This window comes from Mesorhizobium sp. WSM4312, from assembly GCF_002294875.1.
Lineage (GTDB): Bacteria > Pseudomonadota > Alphaproteobacteria > Rhizobiales > Rhizobiaceae > Mesorhizobium.
Genome location: NZ_NSFU01000008.1, coordinates 178750 through 202804 on the forward strand (window position 1 = coordinate 178750; position 24055 = coordinate 202804).

24 protein-coding genes are annotated in these 24055 nt (G+C 65.3%); 17 read left to right on the top strand and 7 right to left on the bottom strand.

Annotation, left to right across the window (positions count from 1 at the left end):
- Window positions 1-90: 90 nt before the first annotated feature.
- The 5 genes from CK228_RS15300 (at window position 91) to CK228_RS15320 (ending at window position 6506) form a co-directional block, all read left to right on the top strand.
- Window positions 91-2049, top strand: coding sequence for a pseudouridine synthase (locus CK228_RS15300; protein ID WP_095788460.1), 1959 nt, complete (start codon window positions 91-93; stop codon window positions 2047-2049).
- The gene (gene rsmD / locus CK228_RS15305; protein WP_095788371.1) at window positions 2046-2600 is read left to right on the top strand and encodes a 16S rRNA (guanine(966)-N(2))-methyltransferase RsmD; all 555 of its coding nucleotides are present in this window, start codon (window positions 2046-2048) and stop codon (window positions 2598-2600) included. The genes CK228_RS15300 and rsmD overlap by 4 nt, the downstream gene beginning before the upstream one ends.
- 113 nt (window positions 2601-2713) lie before the next feature.
- Window positions 2714-4102, top strand: a complete 1389-nt coding sequence (locus tag CK228_RS15310; protein ID WP_095788372.1) for a pitrilysin family protein — start codon at window positions 2714-2716, stop codon at window positions 4100-4102.
- Between the two features lie 110 nt (window positions 4103-4212).
- Window positions 4213-5640, top strand: coding sequence for a pitrilysin family protein (locus CK228_RS15315; RefSeq protein WP_095770538.1), 1428 nt, complete (start codon window positions 4213-4215; stop codon window positions 5638-5640).
- Window positions 5637-6506, top strand: a complete 870-nt coding sequence (locus CK228_RS15320) for a patatin-like phospholipase family protein (protein WP_095788373.1) — start codon at window positions 5637-5639, stop codon at window positions 6504-6506. Before CK228_RS15315 ends, CK228_RS15320 begins: the two co-directional genes overlap by 4 nt.
- Window positions 6507-6570: 64 nt before the next feature.
- Here CK228_RS15320 and CK228_RS15325 read toward each other — a convergent pair whose 3' ends face one another.
- Window positions 6571-7113, bottom strand: a complete 543-nt coding sequence (locus tag CK228_RS15325) for a dihydrofolate reductase family protein (RefSeq protein ID WP_095788374.1) — start codon at window positions 7111-7113, stop codon at window positions 6571-6573.
- Window positions 7114-7283: 170 nt separating this feature from the next.
- Here CK228_RS15325 and CK228_RS15330 point away from each other — a divergent pair, with 170 nt between their 5' ends.
- Window positions 7284-8183, top strand: coding sequence for an HNH endonuclease (locus tag CK228_RS15330; RefSeq protein ID WP_095788375.1), 900 nt, complete (start codon window positions 7284-7286; stop codon window positions 8181-8183).
- A 48-nt stretch (window positions 8184-8231) separates the two neighbouring features.
- Here CK228_RS15330 and efp read toward each other — a convergent pair whose 3' ends face one another.
- Window positions 8232-8801: an elongation factor P gene (efp, locus tag CK228_RS15335; RefSeq protein ID WP_010915481.1), complete on the bottom strand. Its 570-nt coding sequence runs from the start codon at window positions 8799-8801 to the stop codon at window positions 8232-8234.
- A 123-nt stretch (window positions 8802-8924) separates the two neighbouring features.
- Here efp and epmA point away from each other — a divergent pair, with 123 nt between their 5' ends.
- The gene (gene epmA / locus CK228_RS15340) at window positions 8925-9971 is read left to right on the top strand and encodes an EF-P lysine aminoacylase EpmA (protein WP_095788376.1); all 1047 of its coding nucleotides are present in this window, start codon (window positions 8925-8927) and stop codon (window positions 9969-9971) included.
- Window positions 9972-9996: 25 nt separating this feature from the next.
- Here the strand turns inward: epmA and CK228_RS15345 are convergent, their stop codons facing one another.
- Window positions 9997-10413, bottom strand: a complete 417-nt coding sequence (locus CK228_RS15345; RefSeq protein ID WP_095770533.1) for a VOC family protein — start codon at window positions 10411-10413, stop codon at window positions 9997-9999.
- A gap of 168 nt (window positions 10414-10581) precedes the next feature.
- On the opposite strand from CK228_RS15345, the gene CK228_RS15350 reads away from it, so the two are divergent.
- The 6 genes from CK228_RS15350 to lpxK all read left to right on the top strand — a co-directional run bounded on the left by CK228_RS15350 (window position 10582) and on the right by lpxK (window position 16180).
- A complete protein-coding gene (locus CK228_RS15350) occupies window positions 10582-11925 on the top strand; it encodes a TldD/PmbA family protein (RefSeq protein WP_095788461.1) in 1344 nt (447 codons plus the stop codon).
- A complete protein-coding gene (locus CK228_RS15355; protein ID WP_095788377.1) occupies window positions 11912-12721 on the top strand; it encodes a 3'(2'),5'-bisphosphate nucleotidase CysQ in 810 nt (269 codons plus the stop codon). The genes CK228_RS15350 and CK228_RS15355 overlap by 14 nt, the downstream gene beginning before the upstream one ends.
- A gap of 76 nt (window positions 12722-12797) precedes the next feature.
- On the top strand, window positions 12798-13043 hold the full coding sequence (locus CK228_RS15360) for a DUF4170 domain-containing protein (protein ID WP_095770531.1): 246 nt from the start codon (window positions 12798-12800) through the stop codon (window positions 13041-13043).
- A 5-nt stretch (window positions 13044-13048) separates the two neighbouring features.
- On the top strand, window positions 13049-13840 hold the full coding sequence (locus CK228_RS15365; RefSeq protein WP_095770530.1) for a lysophospholipid acyltransferase family protein: 792 nt from the start codon (window positions 13049-13051) through the stop codon (window positions 13838-13840).
- Window positions 13837-15153, top strand: a complete 1317-nt coding sequence (gene waaA, locus CK228_RS15370) for a lipid IV(A) 3-deoxy-D-manno-octulosonic acid transferase (protein WP_095770529.1) — start codon at window positions 13837-13839, stop codon at window positions 15151-15153. The genes CK228_RS15365 and waaA overlap by 4 nt, the downstream gene beginning before the upstream one ends.
- 1 nt (window position 15154) lies before the next feature.
- Window positions 15155-16180: a tetraacyldisaccharide 4'-kinase gene (lpxK, locus tag CK228_RS15375; RefSeq protein WP_095770528.1), complete on the top strand. Its 1026-nt coding sequence runs from the start codon at window positions 15155-15157 to the stop codon at window positions 16178-16180.
- Here the strand turns inward: lpxK and CK228_RS15380 are convergent.
- A complete protein-coding gene (locus CK228_RS15380; RefSeq protein WP_095770527.1) occupies window positions 16177-16410 on the bottom strand; it encodes a DUF2093 domain-containing protein in 234 nt (77 codons plus the stop codon). The genes lpxK and CK228_RS15380 overlap by 4 nt on opposite strands.
- Before the next feature lie 157 nt (window positions 16411-16567).
- Here CK228_RS15380 and CK228_RS15385 point away from each other — a divergent pair, with 157 nt between their 5' ends.
- Window positions 16568-17125 carry a hypothetical protein gene (locus tag CK228_RS15385; RefSeq protein ID WP_245438039.1) on the top strand — a complete coding sequence of 186 codons (558 nt, stop codon included), beginning with the start codon at window positions 16568-16570 and terminating at the stop codon, window positions 17123-17125.
- A gap of 25 nt (window positions 17126-17150) precedes the next feature.
- Here the strand turns inward: CK228_RS15385 and CK228_RS15390 are convergent, their stop codons facing one another.
- Window positions 17151-18077 (bottom strand): LysR family transcriptional regulator, encoded by a 927-nt coding sequence (locus CK228_RS15390; RefSeq protein WP_095788378.1) that lies wholly within the window; start codon window positions 18075-18077, stop codon window positions 17151-17153.
- Between the two features lie 92 nt (window positions 18078-18169).
- Here CK228_RS15390 and CK228_RS15395 point away from each other — a divergent pair, with 92 nt between their 5' ends.
- Window positions 18170-19063 carry a DMT family transporter gene (locus CK228_RS15395; protein WP_095788379.1) on the top strand — a complete coding sequence of 298 codons (894 nt, stop codon included), beginning with the start codon at window positions 18170-18172 and terminating at the stop codon, window positions 19061-19063.
- Between the two features lie 70 nt (window positions 19064-19133).
- Window positions 19134-19478, top strand: a complete 345-nt coding sequence (locus tag CK228_RS15400; RefSeq protein ID WP_095770523.1) for a DUF2185 domain-containing protein — start codon at window positions 19134-19136, stop codon at window positions 19476-19478.
- Between the two features lie 42 nt (window positions 19479-19520).
- Here the strand turns inward: CK228_RS15400 and mutL are convergent, their stop codons facing one another.
- Both mutL and CK228_RS15410 read right to left on the bottom strand, forming a co-directional pair.
- The gene (gene mutL / locus CK228_RS15405) at window positions 19521-21407 is read right to left on the bottom strand and encodes a DNA mismatch repair endonuclease MutL (RefSeq protein ID WP_095788380.1); all 1887 of its coding nucleotides are present in this window, start codon (window positions 21405-21407) and stop codon (window positions 19521-19523) included.
- A gap of 67 nt (window positions 21408-21474) precedes the next feature.
- Complete coding sequence (locus CK228_RS15410) at window positions 21475-22377, bottom strand: LysR substrate-binding domain-containing protein (protein WP_095788381.1); 903 nt, start codon at window positions 22375-22377, stop codon at window positions 21475-21477.
- A gap of 88 nt (window positions 22378-22465) precedes the next feature.
- Between CK228_RS15410 and CK228_RS15415 the strand changes: the two genes are divergently transcribed.
- On the top strand, window positions 22466-24016 hold the full coding sequence (locus CK228_RS15415; RefSeq protein WP_095788382.1) for a trimethylamine methyltransferase family protein: 1551 nt from the start codon (window positions 22466-22468) through the stop codon (window positions 24014-24016).
- Window positions 24017-24055 lie beyond the last annotated feature (39 nt).

A 24055-nucleotide genomic window follows, 5' to 3' on the forward strand; every position in this document is an offset into this window, starting at 1 on the left:
AGATCATGCGCCAAATCAAAGTGCTACAGCGTTCGTTGCGCGCCCGAAAGGATGCGCCACGCTGTAGCAGCGCAAACGGACAAAGGCCACATGGACGACAACGACAAGAAATCTCCGCGCCAAAAAGGACCGGGCAAGAAACCTGCGGCTCCGCGAGGCGATAGGAAGCCATCCTTCGGCGCCAAGAAACCCTATGCGCCGCGCGGCGATCGGCCGATGGCCGCCGAGGGCGAACGGCCGAAGCGCGACTTCAAGGGCGGCGACAAGCCATTCAGCAAGGGGCCACGCGCCGCGGGCAAGGCCTACGAGAAGCGCGAAGGGCCACGCAAACCCTACGCGCCAAGGGGAGACCGTCCGACGGCGGCCGAAGGCGAACGCAAGCCGTATGAGAAGCGCGAAGGGCCACGCAAACCCTATGCGCCGCGTGGCGACAGGCCAATGGCAGCCGAAGGCGAACGCAAGCCGTATGAAAAGCGCGAAGGGCCGCGCAAACCCTATGCGCCGCGCGGCGACCGTCCGGTTGCCGCGTCGGCGGAGGGCGGCGGTAAGCGTTTCGACCGTCCCAAGCGTGATTTCGGCGATCGCCCGAAGCGCGACTTTGCCGACCGTCCCAAGCGCGACTTTGGCGGTGACCGCCCCAAGCGTGATTTCAGCGATCGGCCCCAAGGGGCATCGGCCGGCTTCAAGCCGCGCCCGCGTCCGACGGAGGCCACGGAAGAGGCCGGCGAACGCATCGCCAAGCGGCTGGCGCGCGCCGGGCTTGCCTCGCGCCGCGACGCCGAGGAGTTGATCGCCGCCGGCCGCGTCAAGGTCAACGGCCGCGCCCTGACTTCGCCGGCCTTCAACGTCATGCCGGGCGACATCATCCATCTCGACGGCATGGAGATCCCGCCGATCGAGCGCACGCGCCTGTTCCTGTTCCACAAGCCCGCCGGCGTCGTCACCACCAACCGTGACCCCGAAGGCCGCAAGACTGTCTTCGACGTGCTGCCGGCCGAATTGCCGCGGCTGATGACCATTGGCCGCCTCGATATCAACACCGAAGGCCTGCTGCTGCTCACCAATGATGGCGGCCTGTCGCGCGTGCTCGAACTGCCCGCCACAGGCTGGCTGCGCCGCTACCGCGTGCGCGTCCACGGCAAGGTCGAGGAAAGCGCGCTTGCGGGCCTGCGCGAAGGCATTGCCGTCGACGGCGTCTTCTACGGTGCCATCGAAGCCAGCCTCGACCGCGAGCAGGGCTCCAATGCCTGGCTGACGATCGGCCTGCGCGAAGGCAAGAACCGCGAAGTGAAGAACATCCTCGGCGCGCTCGGCCTCGACGTGACCCGGCTGATCCGCATTTCCTATGGCCCGTTCCAGCTCGAGGATCTCCCCGAGGGCCACGTGCTGGAGATCAAGGGCCGGGTGCTGCGCGATCAGCTGGGCGAGCGCCTGGTGGAGGAATCCGGCGCCAACTTCGACGCCGAGATAGCAAAACCCTTCTCCAACAAGCCGGTGCGGCGCACCGAAGTTCGCGAAGCGGAACCCGAGCGGCCGAAATTCACGCGCGACGGCGAGCGGCGGCCGATCGGCGAGGGCGGGCTGATCAAGAATCGCAAGCGCCGGGAAGGCAGCCGCGACGAGGCATTGGGCAAACTGTCGACCAGTCCCGACAGAGGCGAGCGGCCGGAAAAGAGCTTCGGCGAACGCGGACCCCGGCCCGAACGCGGCGGCTTCGGCGACAAGCCACGTGGCAGTTTTGGCGACAAGCCGCGTGGTGGTTTTGGCGGTAAGAAATCCGAGCGCGAGCAGCGGCCGATCGAGCCGCCCGGCCAGCGCAAGGCCAATGTCTGGATGGCGCCAGGAGCCCGGCCGATCGGCAAGGGCAGGGCGGAAGCCGACGCCGCCAAGGCGGCGGAGGCCAAGGCGCGCAAGGCCTCGTTCAAGCCGTCCTATGGCAAACCCGCTGGCAAACCGGGCGGCGCAAAGCCTTTCGGCAAGCCGCGTGGCGAGCGTCCGGCTGGCGGTGAACGGCCGCGTGGCGGCCCCAAGGGTCCCCGCACAAGATGAGGATCGTCGGCGGTGAGTTTCGTGGGCGCCCGCTGGCGACGCCCCGCGGTAGCGCCATCCGTCCGACGACCGACCGCACCCGCGAGGCCGTCTTCAATGTGCTGGCGCATCGCTTTGCCGAACAGCTGGACGGCGCGCGCGTGCTGGATCTGTTCGCCGGCACCGGCGCGCTTGGTCTGGAGGCGTTGTCGCGCGGCGCGTCCTACGGCGTCTTCATCGAGGAATCGGCCGAAGGCCGCGGCCTGATCCGCGACAATGTCGAGGCCTTCGGCCTGACCGGGCGCACCAAGATCTTTCGCCGCGACGCCACCGGCCTTGGCGAGGCGGGCACGCTGGCGCCGTTCGGCCTGGTCTTCGCCGATCCGCCCTACGGCAAGGGGCTGGGCGAGCGCGCCCTGCAATCGGCGAAAGCCGGCGGCTGGCTGCGCCCCGGCGCGCTCTGCGTGGTCGAGGAGGCGGCGGCGGTTCCCTTCGAGCCAGGCCCCGGCTTTTCGGTGCTGGACGAGCGCAACTACGGCGAAACCATCATCCGCTTCATCGAAGCCGCCTGATCGCCTGCGTTCATCGGTGGCCTCTTTGCCGCCGCCTTTGCCGGCAACAACAATTCACTTTGCTTGTCGCAAGCACCTTGCCTATCGTCTTGAAGAGAAAACCGGAGCCATTGATGACATCCAGGGCTGAATGGCTGCGGACGACACTGCTGGCAACCTCGCTGGCCTTCACGCTCACCGGCCCGACGCTGGCCGACAGCGCCGCGTCGCCCAACACGAAGCCGGCCGAGTTCAAGGTGACGGATTTCCTGCTCGACAACGGCATGGAGGTGGTCGTCATTCCCGACCATCGCGCGCCGATCGTTACCCATATGGTCTGGTACAAGATCGGCAGCGCCGACGAGCCGCCCGGCAAATCCGGCATCGCCCATTTCTTCGAACATCTGATGTTCAAGGCGACGACAAATCACGCCGCCGGCGAGTTCGACCGCGCCGTCTCCGACATTGGCGGCTCCAACAACGCCTTCACCTCCTACGACTACACCGCTTTCCACGAGACGGTGGCGCCCTCGGCGCTCGAGCAGATGATGGGCTTCGAGGCCGACCGCATGCGCAACCTCATCCTCACCGATGACGTCATCAAGACCGAGCGCGATGTGATCCTCGAGGAGCGCCGCTCGCGCATCGACAACAATCCGCAGGCTGTGCTCGATGAGGAAGTCGATGCCACGCTGTGGCAGAATCAGCCCTATCGCATTCCGGTCATCGGCTGGATGCAGGAGATGGAGCAGCTCAACCGCACCGACGCCGTCGCTTTCTATGACAAATACTACCGGCCCAACAATGCCGTGCTGATCGTGGCCGGCGACGTCGAGCCGGAGACGGTCAAGGCGCTGGCCGAAAAGACCTACGGCAAGGTGGCGCGCGGCCCGGACCTGCCGCCGCGCATCCGCCCCGTCGAGCCGGAGCAGAACACAAAGCGCACGGTCACGCTCACCGACGCCCGCGTCAGCGTGCCGAGTTTCTCGACGCAATGGGTGGTGCCGTCCTATCACACCGCCAGGCCGGGCGAGGCCGAGGCGCTCGACCTCCTGGCCGAGATCCTCGGCGGCGGCAACCGCAGCCGGCTCTACCAGGCGCTGGTGGTCAAGCAAGGCATCGCTTCCAACGCCGGCGCGTATTTCCAGGGCACCATGCTCGACGACACCAATTTGACCGTCTATGGCGCGCCGCGCGGCGACGCCAGGCTGGCCGACGTCGAGGCCGCGGTCGATGCGGAGGTGGCGCGCGTCGCCAGCGGCGGCGTCACGCCGGATGAGCTGGAAAAGGCCAAGGACCGCTACATCAGGTCGATGGTCTTTGCCCGCGACAAGCAGGACTCCATGGCCGAAATCTATGGCTCGACGCTGGCCACCGGCGGCAATGTGCAGGATGTCCAGCAATGGCCGGACCGCATCCGCAAGGTCACGGCGGACGAGGTCAAGGCCGTCGCCGCGCGCTATCTGGTGTTGTCCCGTTCGACGACCGGCTATCTCTTGCCGCAGCAACAGGCGGGGAATTGATGATGACGAACCAGCACCGCGTCTCTGTCCCTTCTCCCCTCGTGCGGTCCGAAGGCCGGGGTGAGACCCGTGGCTCGCCCCAGGGCGGTGGCCTCGCGAAGCGAGGTCGGATGAGGGGTGTTCCAGCTTGGCAAGAACGGCGATCCTTCACCGACCCCTCAACCGTCTCGGCGCTGCGCGCCGATCCACCTTCTCTCACAAGGGGAGAGGGGAAGGCCCTGCACGCCCTCGCAACCCTCTTCCTCTCCATCCTCTTCCTGATCCTGCCCGCACTGGCCGCCCGCGCCATGGACATCCAGCAGGTGACCTCCTCCAAAGGCATCACCGCCTGGCTGGTCGAGGATTATTCCGTACCGATCGTCGCCGTCCGTTTCGTCTTCGGCGGCGGTTCGACGCAGGATCCGGTGGGCAAGGAGGGCGTCGCCAATCTGATGACCGGCCTGTTCGACGAGGGCGCCGGCCCCCTCGATTCGGAAGCCTTCCAGGTCAGGCTCGACGATGCCGGCGCCGAGATGAGCTTCGAAGAGACCCGCGACGGCGTCTATGGCTCCATGCGCATGCTGGCCGAACAGCGCGACGAGGCCTTCGATCTGTTGCGGCTGGCGGTCAACGAGCCGCGCTTCGACCAGGCCCCAATCGACCGCATCCGCGCCCAGATCCTGTCCGGCATCATCGCCAACGAGAACGATCCCGACACCGTGGCGCAGAACAAATGGGCGCGCGCCATCTATGGCGACCATCCCTATTCGCGCTCCGACCAGGGCACCAGGCAGAGCATCGCCGCCATCACGCAGGCCGATCTGAAGGCCCTGCACAAGGCGGTGTTCGCGCGCGGCGGCCTGCATGTCGCCGTGGTCGGTGCCATCGACGCGCAGACGCTGAAGAAGAAGCTGGACATGGTGTTCGGCGACCTGCCGCAGACCCAGGCGCTCGCCCCGGTCGCCGATGTCGAGCCGAAGCTGGCGCAGCGCGTCGAGGTCAATTACGACCTGCCGCAGACCTCGCTGCAGCTCGCCTGGCCGGGCGTGAAGCGCAAGTCGGCGGATTTCTTCCCCGCCGTGCTGATGAACGAGATTCTTGGCGGCGGCACCTTCACCTCGCGCCTGTTCGAGGAGGTGCGCGAAAAGCGCGGGCTGGCCTACAGCGTCAATTCCTCGCTGGTAAACCAGGACCATGCCAATGCGCTGATCGTCACCACCGGCACGCGCTCCGACCGCGCGGCCGAGACGCTCGGCATCGTGCGCGATGTCGCCAGGCGGTTGGCTGAGGATGGTCCGACCGAGGCTGAACTGGCGGCGACCAAGAAATATTTGATCGGCGCTTATGCCATCACCAATCTGGACTCTTCGAGTTCCATCGCCGCGACGCTGGTCGAATTGCAGCTCGACGATCTCGGCATCGACTACATGCAGCGCCGTGCCGGTTACATCAACGCGGTGACGCTCGACCAGGTCAAGGCGGCGGCCAAAAAGCTGCTGACGGCCGAGCCGACCATCATGGTGGTCGGGCCGCCGCTGGCCGGAGCCGGCAAGGGATGAGCCCAACTTTCGGCATAGCTTTTGGCGGCGGCGGCGCGCGCGGCCTGGCGCATATCCATGTCATCGAGGCGCTGGACGAACTCGGCATCAAGCCGGTGGCGATCGCCGGCTCGTCGATCGGCGCCATCATGGGCGCCGGCATGGCCGCGGGCATGACCGGCAAGGAGATCCACGACTATGCCCGCTCGATCCTCGGCCGCCGCGCCGAAGTGGCGAGCCGCATGTGGCGCGCGCGGCCTGGCACGATCGCGGAGGCCATGCAGAATGGCATCCGGGTCAGCCAGTTCAATGTCGAGCGCATCCTGAAGGCGTTCCTGCCCGAGGCCATTCCCGAAACCTTCGCCGAGCTGAAAATCCCGCTGAAGGTGACCGCGACCGATTATTTCGGCCACAAGCTCGCCGTGTTCGATGAAGGCGATCTGCACTCGGCCCTGGCCGCCTCGGCCGCCATCCCCGCCGTGTTCCGCCCGGTGACGCGCGACGGCAGGCTGCTGATCGACGGCGGCATCTACAACCCCGTGCCGTTCGATCTCATCGAGAACGACGCCGACATCATCATCGGCGTTGACGTCGTCGGCGCGCCGGAAGAGGCTGACCGCAAGCACCCCACCTCCGTCGACCTGATGTTCGGCGCCACCCAGTTGATGATGCAGTCGATCATCGCCAACAAGCTGAAACAATGCCGCCCCGACATTCTGGTCCGCCCGGCCGTATCAAAATACCGCGTGCTCGATTTCCTGAAGATCGACGCCCTGATGAACGAGACGGCGGACATCAAGGATCAGCTGAAGCGCGAAGTGGCGAGGGTGGTTGAGGCGCGCAATGGCGCTGCCATCAAGGGGAGGCGAGGGAAAAAGGCCGGTTGAGTGACGGGACGCCGCAATTGGCAGTCCTGTGTCGAACTCTGTGTCATCCAGCCTGGAAAGCCCGCTATGACTTCGCCGTCACCGGCGCATACTCCAGCGCAACAACGCCGTTGCTGAAGGGCGTGGCCGAAATCAGCTCGAGCGGCACTTGTTCGCCCGGCGGGAACAGCGGCTTGCCCTGGCCGACAGCGCCGGGATAGCTGAGCAGCCTGACGCGGTCGACCAGCCCGTGGCGCAGCAGGTCCTGCGCCACGCTGAGGCTGCCATGCACATAGATGTTGCCGCCGCTGCCTTGCTTCAGCGTCCTCACCGCGTCCGGCAGCGAGCCTGTGAGCAATTCGGCCGGTTTCCAGTCGAGCGCCTTCAGGCTGGTCGAGGCGACGTATTTCGGCAGCGCGTTGAACCGGTCGGCAAAATCCCCGGTTTCCTTGGGCCATGAGCCGGCAAAGATCTCATAGGTCGTGCGCCCCAGAAGCATGGCGCCGCTGTCGGCGAGTTCATCCTCCTTGAACCTGTTCATCTCGTCGTTCCAGGTCACGCCAGGCAGTTTTTCGACCTCGGCAATGCCATCGACGCTGATGAATTCGGTGACGATGAGTTTTCGCATGGCATTCTCCTGCTTCGCTCAAAGGACGAACCGCATGGGCCTTTTGCTACATGCTCTGGAAAAATCGCGGGTGGTTTGTCACAGAAGGAGTTTCCCTAGCCTAAACCAGGCTCCAAAGTCGAATTTTGGTGCTACATCTCAGCCGATATTCCCAAAGCTGCAGGAAGATCATGGGGTTCGGGGTATTCGTCCACCGCTCTGATTCGATCTACGATGACAGCCCCGCTGAGCGATATCAGTTCCCCAGCCAGTATCTGCGCCGTGTGGAAGCATGTGTCGGCGATTGGATCATCTACTATGAACCTAGCAAGGTAGAAGATACTCGTGGCTATTTCGCCCTGGCGAAAGTCCAGCAGGTTATCCCTGATCCCGTGGCGCCTGGTATGTATCTCGCTTTGATCGAGCCGGGATCATACCTCGATTTCGCCAATCCCGTTCCATTCAATGGGATGGACGGGCTCGCTGAGCGAGGTTTGCTTAACGACCAAGGACGGATTTCTGGTCGCGCTCAATCGGCCGTCCGACCGGTCAGCCCGAGCGACTTCAACCGCATCCTCGATCTGGGCCTTGACGCCCGTGAGCCACTGCTGCCGCGCGTCGATGAGATCGGCATTTCATCCGGGTTTCGGGATGAAGAAGCCCCGTTCCAGTTTGAGCACAGCCGCGACCGCATAAGTTACATCGGATCGCGAATCGTGCGGGACCGCATTTTCCGTCGCATCGTCTTGCGCGCTTATGACGAGCGTTGCGCGATCACGGGACTCAAATTGATAAATGGCGGTGGTCGGGCGGAAGTTGCCGCGGCACATATTAGACCCGTCGAAGCGAACGGGCCCGATGTCGTCAACAATGGGCTCGCACTATCAGGTACGGCGCATTGGATGTTCGATCGTGGATTGATCAGCCTCTCCGACGATCTGGAAATCCTGATCTCGCGGCAGGTCAATGACCTCGAGAGCGTGCAAGGGTTCATAAACAAGACCCGCCGCGCGCTTCCGCCTCGCCGACAGCTCGAACGCCCGCATCCTCATTTCCTGCAATGGCACCGCGAGCACTGCTTCAAGCAGTGAGGTGACGAGTAGTTTCCGGCCTGGGGCTGGCAGAGTGGAGAGTCCCCCTCAGTCCTTCGCCCGCTCCACATAGGACCCATCGGCCGTCATCACCACCACGCGGGTGCCGGGCGCGATGTGCGGCGGCACTGCGGTGCGCACGCCGTTGGAAAGCACGGCGGGCTTGTAGGAGGACGATGCCGTCTGGCCCTTGGTCGTCGGCTCGGTCTCGACCACTTCGAAAGTGGCGCGCTGCGGCAGGACCAGGGAAATCGCGATGCCGTTGAACTGGGAAACCTGCACCGGCATGCCTTCCTGCAGATAGGGTGCCGCGTCGCCGACCACGGCTTCGCTCACCGCCACTTGGTCGTAGGTTTCCGGGTTCATGAAGTGAAAACCTTCGCCGTCGGCGTAGAGGAAGGTGTGCTCGCGCTCCTCGACATAGGCGCGCTCCACCTGCTCGGTGGTGCGGTAGCGCTCCGAAACCTTCACCCCGTCGCCGATGCGGCGCATGTCGAGCTGCGTCACGGGCGTGCCCTTGCCTGGGTGGATGTTTTCGGCAAAGAGGATCACATAAAGCTTGCCGTCCTTGTCGACGACATTGCCTTTGCGGAGCGAACTGGCGATGACTTTCACCACGGTTTTAAATCCTGCGAGAGTTAGTGGGCGTTTGCCGGCTTGTGCGGCGCTGGATGGGGGCCTAGCGCATCTTGGCGCGAACCGCCAGCCCCCCAGGGGCCTCGGCACGCCTTCAAATCGCCCATGACCGCCGCTTCGCCCTGGTGGACGCCGCATGTCCACGCCGACCGCCGCCCGCGCCTGATGCTGCGCAATGGGCTCACGTCAGCCTTGCGCGAGTGGTTCGCTCGTCACGATTTTGTCGAGGTGGAAACCGCGGCGCTGCAGGTCTCGCCCGGCAACGAGGCGCATCTGGCGGCATTCGCAACGGAAGCGGTCGGGCCTGATGGCGCGTGCGCGCCGCTCTATCTCCACACCTCGCCGGAATTCGCCTGCAAGAAGCTGCTCGCCGCCGGCGAGAACAGGATTTTCAGCCTCGGCGCCGTCTGGCGCAACCGCGAGCGCGGCCCCTTGCACCATCCCGAATTCACCATGCTCGAATGGTACCGGGTGGGCGAGACCTATGAGAGCCTGATGCACGATTGCGCCGACCTGCTGGCGCTGGCCGCGACGAGGGCAGGGGCCACGCGCTTTTCCTTCCGGGGCCGCGAGTGCGATCCGTTCGGTGAGCCGGAACGGCTGACGGTGGCGGATGCCTTCTTGCGCCATGCCGGCATCGATCTGCTGGCCACGGTCGCCGCCGATGGCGGCACCGACCGGGACGCGCTCTACGCCGCGCTGGTTCGGGCAGGCCTGCGCACGGCGCCCGACGATAGCTGGGCCGACCTGTTCAGCCGGGTGATGGTGGAAAAGATCGAGCCCAATCTCGGCCTTGGCCGCGCCACCATTCTTTGCGAATATCCGGTCGCCGAGGCGGCGCTTGCCCGGCCAAGCCCGTGCGACCCGCGCGTCGCCGAGCGCTTCGAGCTCTATTGCTGCGGCGTCGAACTCGCCAACGGCTTTGGCGAACTGACCGATGTCGAGGAGCAGCGCCGGCGCTTCATGCTCGAAATGGACGAGAAAGAGCGCATCTATGGCGAGCGTTATCCTCTGGACGAGGATTTTCTCGCCGCGCTTGCCATCATGCCGCAAGCCAGCGGCATCGCGCTCGGCTTCGACCGGCTGGCTATGCTGGCCACTGGCGCGCAGAAAATAGAGGACGTGATCTGGACGCCGGTCGCCGGCTCTTGAGCCACGGGCCTCGTGGTGCCCCGTCTTAGTGCGCGAAAACCTGCTCCAGCGAGCGGAAACCCTTGAATTCCAGGGCGTTTCCGGAGGGATCGCGGATGAACAGCGTCGCCTGTTCGCCGGGCTCACCCTTGAAGCGGACCATCGGCCGTTCCAGCCAGTCTATATCGTCGCGCGCTTCCAGCCGGGTCGCCAGGCGCTGCCAGTCATCCATCAGCAGCACGGCGCCGAAATGCGGGATCGGCACCAGAATGCCGTCGACCTTGCCGTCGCTGGCGGCTTGCGTGGCCTGCGGCCGCAAATGCGCCGACATCTGGTGGCCGTAAAGATCGAAGTCCACCCAGGTCGCCGACGAGCGGCCGATCGCGCAGCCCAGCACTTCGCCATAGAAAGTGCGGGTTTCATCGAGATCACGGACCGGGAAGGCGAGATGGAAAGGCGTCATGAAGGATGCTCCGTGCGGGCTGCGGCCTGTTTTTGCGTCACAGGGTTCGCGATGGGAACCATGTAGTGGTGCATTTTGATTGAAGCCTATGCCATTGCACAAGCCGGACCGGAACAATAGATGGGTGGGCGCGGCCGCAAGCTGGCCGCGACAAGCAGGATCACAGGCATGGCCGACACATCAGACGCTAAAAAACTGACCGACCGCGTCGCGGCGCTGGTCGAGGCCGCCAAGAAGGCCGGCGCCGATGCCGCCGACGCGGTCGCTGTGCGCGGCCGCTCCACCGGTGTGTCGGTTCGGCTCGGCAAGGTCGAGGCCACCGAATCGTCGGAGGCCGAGGATGTCTCGCTGCGCGTCTTCGTCGGCCGGAAAGTGGCGAGCGTCTCGGCCACTGCCGCATCCGATCCGGCGATGCTCGCCGAGCGCGCAGTTGCCATGGCGAAAGTCTCGCCCGAGGATCCCTATCAGGGTCTCGCCGATCCCGCGCTGCTGGCCAAACAGACACGCGATCTCGACCTGTTCGACGCCACCGACGTGTCGGCCGACCAGTTGAAGGAAGCAGCCCTTGCGGCCGAAGCGGCGGCACTTGCCGTCAAGGGCGTGACCAATTCGGCCGGCAGCGGCGCCAGTGCCGGGCTGGGCGGTATCGTGCTGGCCACCTCGCACGGCTTCATCGGCCACTATGTCGGCTCGCGCTTCTCGCGCTCCGCCAGCGTCATCGCCGGCGAGGGCATCGGCATGGAGCGCGACTATGAATTCTCCTCGCGTCAGCACTTTGCCGATCTCGACGCGCCGGAGGATATCGGCCGCAAGGCCGGCGAACGCGCCGTGCGCCGCATCGGCGCGCGCAAGGCGGCGACGGGGCCGGTCGACGTGGTGTTCGACCCGCGCGTCGCGCGCGGCATCGCCGGCCATCTTGCCGGCGCCATCAACGGCGCGTCCGTCGCCCGCAAGACCTCGTTCCTGCGCGACATGATGGGCAAGCAGGTGGCCGCGTCCGCAGTCACCATCACCGACGACCCGCTCAGGCCGCGTGGCCAGGCCTCGCGCCCCTTCGATGGCGAGGGCGTCGAGGGCGAAAAGCTTCTCATGGTCGAAAAGGGCGTGCTCAACCACTGGTTCCTGTCGACCTCGGCCGCGCGGGAACTGGGATTGATCACCAACGGCCGCGGATCGCGCAGCGGCTCCTCCGTGTCACCATCCTCCACCAATCTCGCCATCGAACCGGGCGAACGCTCGCCGGAGGATTTGATCAAGTCGCTCAAGAGCGGCTTCTATGTCACCGAAGTGTTCGGCCAGGGCGTCGACATGGTGACCGGCGAATACAGCCGCGGCGCCTCGGGTTTCTGGATCGAGAACGGCGAACTTGCCTATCCGGTCGCCGAAGTCACCATTGCCTCGAACCTGAAGACCATGTTCCTCAACATGGTGCCGGCTGATGACCTCGACCGCAATTTCGGCACCGCCGCGCCGACGCTCCTGATCGAAGGCATGACCCTTGCCGGAGCCTGAACTGACCGCTGCCTCTTCCGGCGCCATTGGCGATCTGCCGTTGCTGCGCGACGCCGCCCGCGAGGCGGGTCTGATCGCCATGCAGTACTTCGGCAACAGCCCACAAGTCTGGATGAAGGGCGGCACCTCGCCGGTCAGCGAAGCGGATCATGCCGCGGACGCCTATCTGCGCCGCACGCTGCTGGCGGCGCGGCCGGACTATGGCTGGCTGTCGGAAGAGACGGTCGACGATCCAGCGCGGCTTTCGGCGCGCCGCACCTTCGTCGTCGATCCGATCGACGGCACGCGCGGCTTCCTCGAGGGACAGCGCACTTGGTGCGTCAGCGTCGCTGTGGTCGAAGCGGGCCGCACGCTTGCCGGCGTGCTCGAATGCCCGGCGATGGACGAGACCTACTGGGCGCTGCCCGGCCAGGGCGCGTTCCGCAACGGCAAGCGCATTGGCGTGCGCACGCTTGGCGACAAGGCCGAGATTTCAGGGTTGAAGCAGCTGATCGAGCTGGTGCCGGCTGGCTGGCAGAAGCGGCTGGTGCGTGCGCCCTACAGCCCTTCGCTCGCCTACCGCCTGGCGATGATCGCCAACGGCGCGCTCGACGCCACCTTCGTCAAGCCGAACGCGCATGACTGGGACATCGCCGCCGCCGATCTCATCCTGCGCGAGGCCGGCGGTCGGCTGCTCGACCCGCATGGCCGCGCGCCGCTCTATGCCGGCGAGGTGACCCGCCACGGCGCGCTCGCCGCCGGCAGCGGTGAATTGCTGGCGGTGCTCGTCGATGTCATCGCCGGGCTGGATGCGTGAAAGCACATTCGCAGGTTCCAAAGTCGGCGGCTTTGGTCTAGACCTGTCACAAACTCACAATATGTGAAGGACCGACATGACCGCGGAAGACGGGAAGAAACAGCTTTTGCATCTGGTGTTCGGCGGCGAACTGAAGAAGCTTGGGAGCACCGAGTTCCGCGATCTCGACGGGCTCGACATTGTCGGTATCTATCCCGATTATCAATCCGCGCACACGGCGTGGAAGGCCAAGGCGCAAGCCAGCGTGGACAATGCCCATATGCGTTATTTCGTCGTTCATCTGCACCGTCTGCTTGACCCCGACAACAAGGCTGCCGGTTGACTTCGATGGAGCATGACCTGGCGAAAGGGCCAGCCAGCGACACCGCGCCGACTCGCAGGGGCGGCAGCCGCGCGACCAAAACGTTCTGGCGCAAGGTGCGCGAACCGCTCGCGCAGTCACGATTCGTCAAGAACGCCATTGCCAGCCTGCTCGCGCAGTTCGTACGGCTGGTTCGCCTGACCAGCCCGCTGGTCGCCGGATCGGCGCGCTTTGCGGGCGGCGCCTATGCCGAATTCGAGCCCGGCATCATCGCCCTGTGGCACGGCCAGCATCTTTTGACGCCGGCCTACTACCCCAAGCGCAAGCCGCTGGTCGCCATGGTGTCGCGCAGCGCCGATGCCGAGCTCAACGCGCTGATGCTGGAGAAATTCGGCATCGAGGCGGTGCGCGGGTCCGGCGGGCGCGACAATGCCCGCCATCTCGACAAGGGTGGCGCCAAGGCCCTGATTGCCCTCAAAAAGTCGCTCACCGCCGGCAAGAACGTCGCCATGATCGCAGACATTCCGCATGGCACGCCGCGCGACGCAGGGCTCGGTATCGTTCTCCTGGCGCGCCTCTCGGGCCGGCCGCTGCTGCCTGTCGCCATCGCCACCAGCCGCCGCAAGGTGCTGGAAAAGAGCTGGGACAAGACCACCATCAACCTGCCTTTCGGCCGGTCCGCCGTGACCATCGGCGCGCCGATCTTTGTCGCGGCCGACGCCGATGACGCCGAAATGGAGCGCAAGCGCCAGGAAATCACCACCGCGCTCAATGCCGCGACGGCAGAGGCTTATCGTCTCGTGGATGGCCGGCGATGAGCGGTCGCTGGGCGCGCGCCATGCTGACCGCATACCGTTTCGCCGGTGCCGCGGCCTATCCGCTGGTCGGACCCTATGTCGCCTGGCGCACCTCGCGCGGCAAGGAAGACCGCCACCGTCGCCGCGAGCGCTACGGCGTCGCCGGTCGCCCGCGGCCCGAAGGACCCGTGATCTGGATCCACGCCGCGAGCGTCGGCGAGACCCTGGCCGTGGTGCCGCTGGTCGAGAGCATTCTCGATTATGGCGTCAACATCGTGCTGACGACCGGCACGGTGACATCGGCCCAGGTCGCGGACGAGCGGCTCGGCGACCGGATCATCCACCAATATGTGCCGCTCGACCTCAAGCCGGCGGTCAGCCGGTTCCTCGATCACTGGCAGCCGGACCTTGCGATCATCGCTGAATCCGAGATCTGGCCGATGACCATCCTCGAGCTTGGCGCGCGCCACGTGCCGCAGGTGCTGGTCAATGGCAGGCTGTCCGACCGCTCTTTCACCTCGTGGAAGAAGCGCGCCAACATCGCCGAGGCGCTGTTCGAGAATCTCGCCCATGTCGTTGCCCAGTCCGATGTCGACGGCGAGCGTTTTCGCGTGCTTGGCGCCCGGCCGGTCACGGTGTCGGGCAACCTCAAGGTCGACACCAACCCGCCGCCCGTCGACGAACGGGTGCTGGCCGGCTTGCAGCGGCAGGTCGGCGGCCGCCCGACCTGGGCGGCGATCTCGACCCATGACGGCGAGGAAGTGGTGGCAGCGGAAGTCCATGCGATGCTGCACAAGCGTCACCATGGTCTGTTGACGATCGTCGTTCCGCGCCATCCTGATCGCGCCGAAAGCCTTGCCGCGCAGATTTCCGGCATGGGGCTGAAGGTCGCGCGCCGCAGCAAGGGCGACCGTATCGGGCCCGACACCGATATCCTGCTCGGCGACACGATCGGCGAGATGGGGCTCTATCTCCGGTTGACCGAAATCGCTTTCGTCGGCCGCTCGCTGACCTCCGAGGGCGGGCAGAATCCGCTCGAGCCGGCCATGCTCGACACAGCGGTTCTAGCCGGCCGCAATGTGCAGAATTTCCGCGAGGCCTATCAGCGCCTGATCGACAGCGGCGGCGCCAAGCTGGTGCGCGATCGCGACATGCTGGCCGGGGCCGTCAACTTCCTTTTGACCAACGAAGTGGCGCGCCATGAGATGATGGCGGCCGGTGTGGCGACCGTCGACGAGATGCGCGGCGCGCTGGCGCGCACGCTGAAATCGCTCGAACCCTATATCCAGCCGCTGGTCGTCAAGTCGCGCCTGAAGGGCGCCAACGGGCGCTAGCGTGGCCTCCGAAGCACCACCATTCTGGTGGGAAGAGCCGGACTGGAAAGTCCTGGCGCTGTCGCCGCTGTCGGCCGTCTATGCGCTCGTTGCCGGCCGCGGCATGCGGCGGGCCAGGCGTGAGAAGATCGAGGCACCGGTCCTGTGCGTCGGCAATTTCACCGTTGGCGGCACCGGCAAGACACCGGTCGCCATCGCGCTCGCCCAACAGGCCAAGCGCATGCGGCTGAAGCCCGGCTTCCTGTCGCGCGGCCATGGCGGTTCGTTCGCCGAACCGCATGTCGTCGATATCAATCACGATGCCGCCAAGCATGTCGGCGACGAGCCGCTGCTGCTGGCCGAACACGCCCCGGTCGCGGTGACGCCGAACCGCGCCGCCGGCGCCCGGCTGCTCTTGGCAAAGCATGGCTGCGATTTCCTGATCATGGATGATGGCTTTCAGAGCGCGCGCATCCATATCGACTATGCGCTGATCGTCGTCGACGCCCGCTACGGCATCGGCAATGGCCGCGTCATTCCGGGCGGCCCGCTCAGGGCAAAGATCGTTGACCAACTGGTCTTCACCAGCGGGCTGTTGAAGATGGGCGAGGGCACCGCCGCCGATGCCGTGGTGCGCCAGGCGGCGCGTGCCGGTCGGCCAATCTTCGAGGCGCACACGGAGCCCCGCAGCAAGACCGGGCTTGCCGGCAAGCGGTTCCTGGCCTTCGCCGGCATCGGCCATCCCGACAAATTCTTCGACACGGTGCGCGAGGCCGGCGGTGAGGTGGTCCTCTCAAAACCCTTTCCGGACCATCATTTCTACGCCGAGGACGAACTCGGCGAACTGGCGGTGACGGCGCGCGCCGAAGGGCTGGGGCTCATCACCACGGCCAAGGACGCCGCCCGGTTGCGCCACGGCGCCTCGCAGGACTTTCTCGACAGGCTCGAGGTGCTGGAAATCGACACGGTTTTCGAGCTCGACCATGTGCCCGAGCGCATCATCGAGGAAACGCTCGATGCCTGGCGGCAGCGCAGGCTGAGAAGCTAGCTACGCTTGCGCAGCTCCGGATGCATCTCGATTTCGCGGCGCAGCGAAGCGGTGGCGTTGACGTAGGGCTCCTGCCTGGCGACGCTCCAGTATTTCAGCTCGTCCAGGGGAATGTTTTCCCCGGTCACCGCACAGCGCACGAACGAGCCGGGACTGGTGACCTGGAAATCGCCATCGAGATAGCGGATGCGGGCTTCCTTGCCGCCCGGGCCTTCGAAACGGTTCATCATGCGGTGGTGCCAAGTGTCATACAGATTTCATCGCCACAAATCCGCGGCCGGGTCAAGCTTGCGACAAGCCTCGGACAAATGCTGAGGCACTAGGACAGGTGCGAAAAGCGCTTTTATCGGGGGCATGATGGATATTTCTTCCGCCCGCCTGGCTTCCTTGCTCAAGGAGGCGATGACGCCGCAACCCGTGCCGTCGGCGAAGGCCGATCCGGTCAGGACGGCGCTGGTCAGGGAACTGGTCCAGCCCGCCGCGCCCTCTTTGTTCGCGCAACGCACGGCGCCCGCTTTGCTGGCGATGCCGGCGGCGCCGATGGCCGTCAAATCGCAGCAGATTGCTTCTTCCGGCATCGTCGAGGCCTATCAGGCCCAGCTCGACACACGGGACGAGGCGGTGTTGGCAACGGTACTGGCGAGGAGAACAGCGCCCGAAGCCGAAACGCAGCGCGGCGCCGTGCCGCCTTCGGCAACGGCCAATGACAACGCGCCCGCCAGGGCTGCCGGGGTGTCCTTGTTGTCGTTTATCCCGTCGCAGGTTCCGGTGCCGCAAAACGCCGCCATGGGGATGTCGTCGGGACGGCGAAGGCCAGCCAATCAATCTCACGCCGCCACCGTACCCAATCCCGAGGGCCTGCTGGTGAGAATCGGCTTTGTTTCGATCATGACCGGTTTGCTGGCAACAATGATGTTCGGATTCGTTCTGCTGCTGCTTCGCTGAACGAATCGAAGATAGGCCGGGAGACCTATCGCTCCGCTTCGATGAACGCCTCGATCTTGTCCGGCGCCAATCCGGCCTGCCGCGCGATGCGGCGGGCAAGGTCGGCCGCCGCCGTGCGCGGCCGCCCCAGCGGCCGGTCGAGCCAATAGGAAACCGGGTTGCGCGCGGTACGCTCGTCGACCGCGGTGATGCGGCCAGACTGCAGCTGATGTCCGGTCAGCGGCGGACGCGCCAGCGCGATGCCGAGCCCATAGGCTGCGGCATCGAGCACCAGGTTGTAGTCCTCGAAGCGGCGATCCTGCGGGCGCGGGCGATAGTCCATGCCTTGCGCGGCGAACCAGGCACGCCAGCCGGAGGCGTCGGAATCGTTGATCAGCGGAAATTTAAGCAGCCGGGCCGGGTCGCCGCGCCCGATGTCCCGTGCCAGCTCGGTCGATGCGACAGGGAAGACATGTTCCTCGAACAGCTGCACCGAAACACGGCCCGGAATGACTCCACGGCCACAGCGGATCGACAGATCGATGCCTTCATCGGCAAGGTCGGCCTGGCGGATGTCGACATCGAGCACGATGCGCAGCTTGGTCGGATTGTTCTCCAGTGCCGCCATGCGCGGCATCAGCCACAGCCCGCTGACCGAGGGGATCGAGGTCAGCCGCACCACCGCCGTGCCGCGCGGCTCGACCCAGCGGTCGGAATGGCTCGAAATCAGCGCGAAAGCCTCCGACGTGCGCAGATGCAGCCGGTTGCCTTCGATCGTCAGCGTCACGCCGCGCGCGCCGCGATCGAACACTTTCAGGCCCAGCCAGTCCTCGAGCTTGGCGATCTGACGGCTGATGGCCCCGTGGGTGATGTTGAGCTTTTCGGCGGCCGCGGAAAAACTGCCGGTTCGCGCCGCCGCGTCGAAGGCACGCAGGGTTTCGAGCGGCACCATTGTGTCTGAGCTGTGATCCATAGTCACAGGTGATCCTCGATTTGGTCGTTTGTCAACAGGCGGGAAAAGTCGTTTTGTGGCCTCCAGGACGGGAACAGCATGAGGACGGTGAGATGAGCGCGATGACGGGCACGTTGAATCAGACACAGCGGATGGACACCACGGCCGCCATCGCCGTGGCGCTGACGGTGGTCGGCTGGGCCTCTGCTTTTCCGGCCATCCGCGCCGGCCTTGCCGCCTTCGGGCCGCTGGAACTGGGCTCCCTGCGCTTTGCCATCGCCGCGGTGCCGGCGGCGATCTTCCTTGCAGTCAAGCGTCCGGCGCTGCCCAGGCTCGACGAGGTGTGGCGCCTCGTCTTTGGCGGGGCAATTTTCGTCGCGCTCTACACCGCCATGCTCAATTTCGGCGAGCTGACCGTCTCGGCTGGAGCCGCCGGCTTCATCATCAATGTCAGCCCGATCTTCACCGCCATCATGGCGATGGCGCTTCTGGGCGAACGCTTTTCAAGGTGGGCCTGGGCTGGCACGGCGATATCCTTCGCCGGCATCGGCGTCATAGCAATGGCAGACGGACAAGGCTTGCATTTCAATGCTGGCGCACTGCTCGTGCTTGGCTCCGCGCTCTGTTCGGCCGTCAACACCATCGTCCAGAAGCCGCTATTTGCCCGCCATCACCCGCTGACCATCTCGGCCTCCAACATGGTGCTCGGAGCACTTTGTCTGTCCCCCTTTCTGCCGAGCGGCTTTGCGCAGGCTGCGGTAGCCAACACCGCCGGTCTCGGCGCCGTCATCTTTCTTGGCATCGTGCCCAGCCTGATCGCCTATGCCGCCTGGGCAACAGCGCTATCGCGTCTGCCGGCCGCACGAGCCTCGAACTTCCTCTATCTGGTTTCGCCGATGTCTGCCCTGATCGGCTTCTTTTGGCTGGGCGAAGTGCCGACACTGCTCGGCATCCTCGGCGGCGCGCTGGCACTCGGCGGCGTCATCGTGGTGAATTTGAAGAGGTGATGCGAGCGGTACTTGACTGTTGGCGGGGTACTCAGCTGACTAGAGATACGGGCGCAGCAGCGAGTTGAGAATGCCGAAGACGTTTTTTCGGGACGCATCGACGTTTCGCCCGATCGCGATTGGCTACGGCAGCTGTATTGCTGCTGACCGGATCACCGTGGACGGCGCGCAAGTCGGCTATCTCTACCGCGAAACGCCAGATCATCCGGCCGACAGCGGTTGGCGCTTTTTCGCCGGTGATGAATCTGACGAGTACACCGATAACCCAAATAATTTTGGCTTGTACGATGTCAATACAATTGCGAATTACGACCCGCTTATAGCGTCCTGCTTAGAAGCTCCTTTCGGAACTGCCTTTTTTAGAGTCGAAGGAAAATTCGTCCGTGAGAAGTTCGAACCTCTGGACGAAGTTTGAATTCGTAAACGACCGAAGAGAAGCACTGCGGCGAGCATCCACCTACCGTCGCCCGAACAGCCGCTCGATATCCGCCAGCTTGAGCTCGATATAGGTCGGGCGGCCATGGTTGCAGGTGCCGGATCCCGGCGTCGCCTCCATCTGGCGCAGCAGCGCGTTCATCTCCTCGGCCTTGAGCAGGCGTCCTGAACGCACCGAGCCATGGCAGGCCATGGTGGCGGCGATCTTGTCCAGCCTTTCCCTGAGTGTATCGACCGTGTCGTTGTCGGCGATCTCGTCGGCGAGGTCGCGCACCAATTGCTGGACATTGGTCTCGCCCAGCATTGACGGCGTCTCGCGCACCGCGACGGCGCCCGGGCCGAAACGCTCGATGCCGAGACCGAAGCGGGCGAGCGTTTCGGAATGCATGGCGAGCCGCTCGGCGTCCTCTTCCGGCAGATCGATGATCTCCGGCAGGAGCAGCATCTGCGAGGGCACGGGGCGCGAATGCAGGGCGTTCTTCAGCGCTTCGTAAACCAGCCGCTCATGCGCCGCGTGCTGATCGACGATGACGAGCGAATCCCTGGTCTGGGCAACGATGTAATTCTCATGCACCTGCGCGCGTGCCGCTCCGAGCACCGTGCCGAGCAGCGTCTCGGCCGCCTCGCTCTGCCCGGCGCGCGCGTCGGCGCTGGCAAGCGCGCCGGTATCGAACGCCGCCTGATCGGGTTCGCCAAACCCGCCATGCCTTTTGCCGGCGCGCTCGAAGCCCGCACCTTCGAATTGCATGTCCAGCGGCCGCTGCGGCGAGCGCGAGGGATCGAAACCGGAGCCGGATGCATGGAATGATGCTTCGTAGCTGCGATGGCCATTGGCCGGGCCGCCATGATTGTAGGGTGCGGCACCCGGCCGGAACGCCGCCATCATGCCCGCGGCTCCCGTCGTGGCTGAGCGGATGCCGGCATCGGCCAGGGCCTGGCGGATGGCGCCGACGATCAGCCCGCGCACCAGGCCCGGATCGCGGAAGCGCACATCGGCCTTGGCCGGGTGGACATTGACGTCGACGATGGCCGGATCGAGCGAAAAAAACAGCACCGTCACCGCGTGGCGGTCGCGCGGCAGCACATCGGCGAAGGCGCCGCGGATGGCGCCCGCGATCAGCTTGTCACGCACCGGCCTGCCATTGACATAGGCATATTGCTGCAGCGCGTTGGCGCGGGTGAAGGACGGGATCGACACATGGCCGGTCAGGTGTACGCCTTCGCGCATCGCGTCGATGGCGATGGAATTGTCGGGAAACTCGCCCCCCATCACCTGGGCGACGCGGCGCAGGCTGCCTTCCGGACTGTCATCGGTCGCCGGCAATTCCAGGGTCGAGCGGTCGGAACCGGTTAGCGTGAACCGCACGGCCGGAAAGGCGATGGCGATGCGTTTGACGACATCGCTGGTCGCCGAGCTTTCAGCCCGCTCGCCCTTCATGAATTTGAGCCGCGCCGGCGTGGCGAAGAACAGATCGCGCACCTCGACGGTTGTGCCGCGGTTGGCTGCCGCCGGTCTGACGGGCAGCACGCGGCCGCCCTCTATGCCGATCTCGGCGGCGCTGTCGCCCAAAGCCGTGCGCGAGCGGATCGACAGCCGCGATACCGAGCCGATCGACGGCAGCGCCTCGCCGCGAAAGCCGAGCGAGCGGATGTCGTTGATATCCTCGGCGAGTTTGGAGGTGCAGTGGCGCGCGATCGCCAGCGAAAGCTCCGGCTCGGGGATGCCGGAACCGTCATCAGTGACGCGGATCAGGTTCAGCCCGCCACCTGAGGTGACGATTTCGATGCGTGATGCGCCAGCATCGAGCGCATTCTCGACCAGTTCCTTGACCACGCTCGCCGGACGCTCGATGACTTCGCCGGCGGCGATCTGGTTGATCATCGTTTCGGAAAGCTGGCGAATGGGCATGGCGACAGTATAGGAGGATTCGTGTCGTGCGGGCGAGGGCGAACTGCGGTGGAACGGTGAAACGGCTTTATGCCTGCGCCGCCAGCCAGTCCCTTACCTTGCGGACATTGTCGCTGAGCTCCCGGTTCTTCGGCCACACGACGTAGAACGCCTTGCCGGTCTTGAGCACGTGGTCCGTCACCTGCACCAGCAGTCCCGTCGCCAGCAGCCGCTCGGCAAGGTGCCGCCAGCCGAGCGCGATGCCTTGCCCCTCCATCACGCCCTGGATGACCAGGCCATAATCATTGATGCGCAGGCCGCGCGCGGCGTCGCCGAGGCTGCCGCCGGCCGACTGGAACCATTCGTCCCAACTGGCCGCCTCGCGATACGGCTCCTCCAGATGGATGAGACGGTGCTTGGCCAATTCCCCGACGGTCTTCGGCATGCCGAACTTGGCCAGGTAGCTGGTTCCGGCGACGGGGAAGATCTCCTCATCGGCAAGCGGCAACGAGTGGTAGTCCGGCCAGTCCCGGGGCTCGCCGCCGCGCACGGCGAGCGGGATGCCTTCGGCGATGATGTCGAGGTCGCGGTCGGCGGTCTGGATGCGCAGATCGATGCCCGGCAATTCGTCACGGAACTGCTGCAGGCGCGGCATCATCCAGAACGAGCCGAAGGCGGTCGATGCGGCAAGCGTCACATGGCCGCCCGTCGCCTGCAGGCGCAGATCCTCGGCCGACTTGCGGATATGCGATAGCCCCAGCGAGACATCGGCGTGGAAGCGTTCGCCGGCTTCGGTCAGGCTGACTTGCCGGTGGCGGCGCTGGAACAGCTTGGCGCCGAGCTGCTCTTCCAGCCCGCGCACCGCGTAGGAGACGGCGGCCTGCGTCATGCCGAGCTCGCGCCCGGCGGCGGTGAAGCTCGACAGCCGGCCGGCCGCCTCGAAGACGATCAGGCTGCCGGCGGAGGGCAGGAGGTGGCGCAGGCTTCGCATAAGCACAGCTTATACAGAAGATCAGGATTTTCCAGCGTCACAGCCATATTTCGGGTCGCTAACGTGGTGGCCGGAAGAAGGAGGCTCCATGAACGTACCGGCCGTCGAATTGACCGAACAGACCCACCGCCGCGGCGGTGGCCGTGTTGGCCGCAAGGCGCTCAGAAGCGCGCCGATCGCTTCCTTTCCGACCTTGGTGCGCAACATCCCCGTCTATGAGATCGTGCCTAACGAGGCGGTGGAACTGATCCACGAGGAATCGCTCAAGATCCTCGAGGAGGTGGGCTGCGAATTCCGCGACGACGGCGCGATCGAGCTCTGGAAGGCGGCCGGCGCAGATGTCAGGGAGACGCGTGTCCGCATCGACCGCGCGCTGCTGATGGAGCTCGTCTCGAAGGTTCCGTCGGAGTTCACGCTCAATGCACGCAACCCCGAGCGCACCGTGCGCGTCGGCGGCAAGAACTCGATTTTCGTGCCGATGTATGGCGCGCCCTACGTCCGCGACCTCGATAATGTCAGGCGCTATGGCACGCTCGCCGACCTCAACAATTTCCACAAAATGGCCTACATGGCGCCGGCGCTGCATTCCTCGAGCTCGGTTATCTGCGAGCCGATGGAAATCGCGGTGCCGAAACGGCATCTGCACATCATCCACTCGGCGCTGAAGCATTCCGACAAGCCGTTCATGGGCATCGTGACGTCGAAGGAGCGCGCCGAGGACACGATGGCGATGGCCGGCATCGTCTTCGGCGAGGCGTTCGTACGTGACAACCCTGTGCTGGTGGCGATCACCAACTGCAATTCGCCGCTGGTATGGGACGCCACCATGATCGACGCCATGCGGGTCTACGCGAGCCACAACCAGCCGCTGATCCTGGCGCCTTTCGCGCTGTGCGGCGCTTCGACCTCGGCTTCTGCCGTCGGCGCGGTGGCGCAGGTCAACGCCGAGGCGCTTGCCGGCGTGGCGCTGACCCAGCTCATCCGCCCAGGCTCGCCCCAAATCTACGGCCAGTTCATGGTCACGGTCGACATGAAGACCGGCGCGCCGATGGGCGGCACCCCGGAGGCCGCCCAGATGATGTATCTTATGGGCGCGCTGGCGCGGAAATACCGGCTGCCGTGGCGCACCTCGGGATTCCATGTCGGCTCGAAGCTGAACGACGCTCAGGCGGGTTACGAATCGAACATGCTCATGCATGCCGCCATCCTGTCCGGCGCCAACTACATCTGGCATTCCGCCGGCTGGCTGGAAGCCGGCCTGACTTGCGGCTATTCGAAATTCGCGACGGACTGCGAGCAGCTCGTCGGCTGGTACAAATACGCCGGGGGGGTGTCCTTCGACGATTTCAAGGAGGCCATGGCGGCGATCCGCGAGGTCGGACCGCAAGGCCATTTCCTCGGCACCCAGCACACGCTCGAACATTTCGAGTCCGCCTTCTTCATGCCCTCGATCATGGACTTCAACTCCTACGAACAATGGAATGCCGAAGGGGCGAAGGACCACGACACGCGCGGCCGCGAGAAGGCGCGCAACATGCTCGCCGATTACGAGGAGCCGAAGCTCGACGAGGGCATTGCCGAGGGTCTCAGGGATTTGATCGCGCGGCGCGAGGAGAAGCTGCCGGATACGGTGAGTTGACGCAAAGGGCGAAGACCCGACGGGAACCATAAGGGAGGA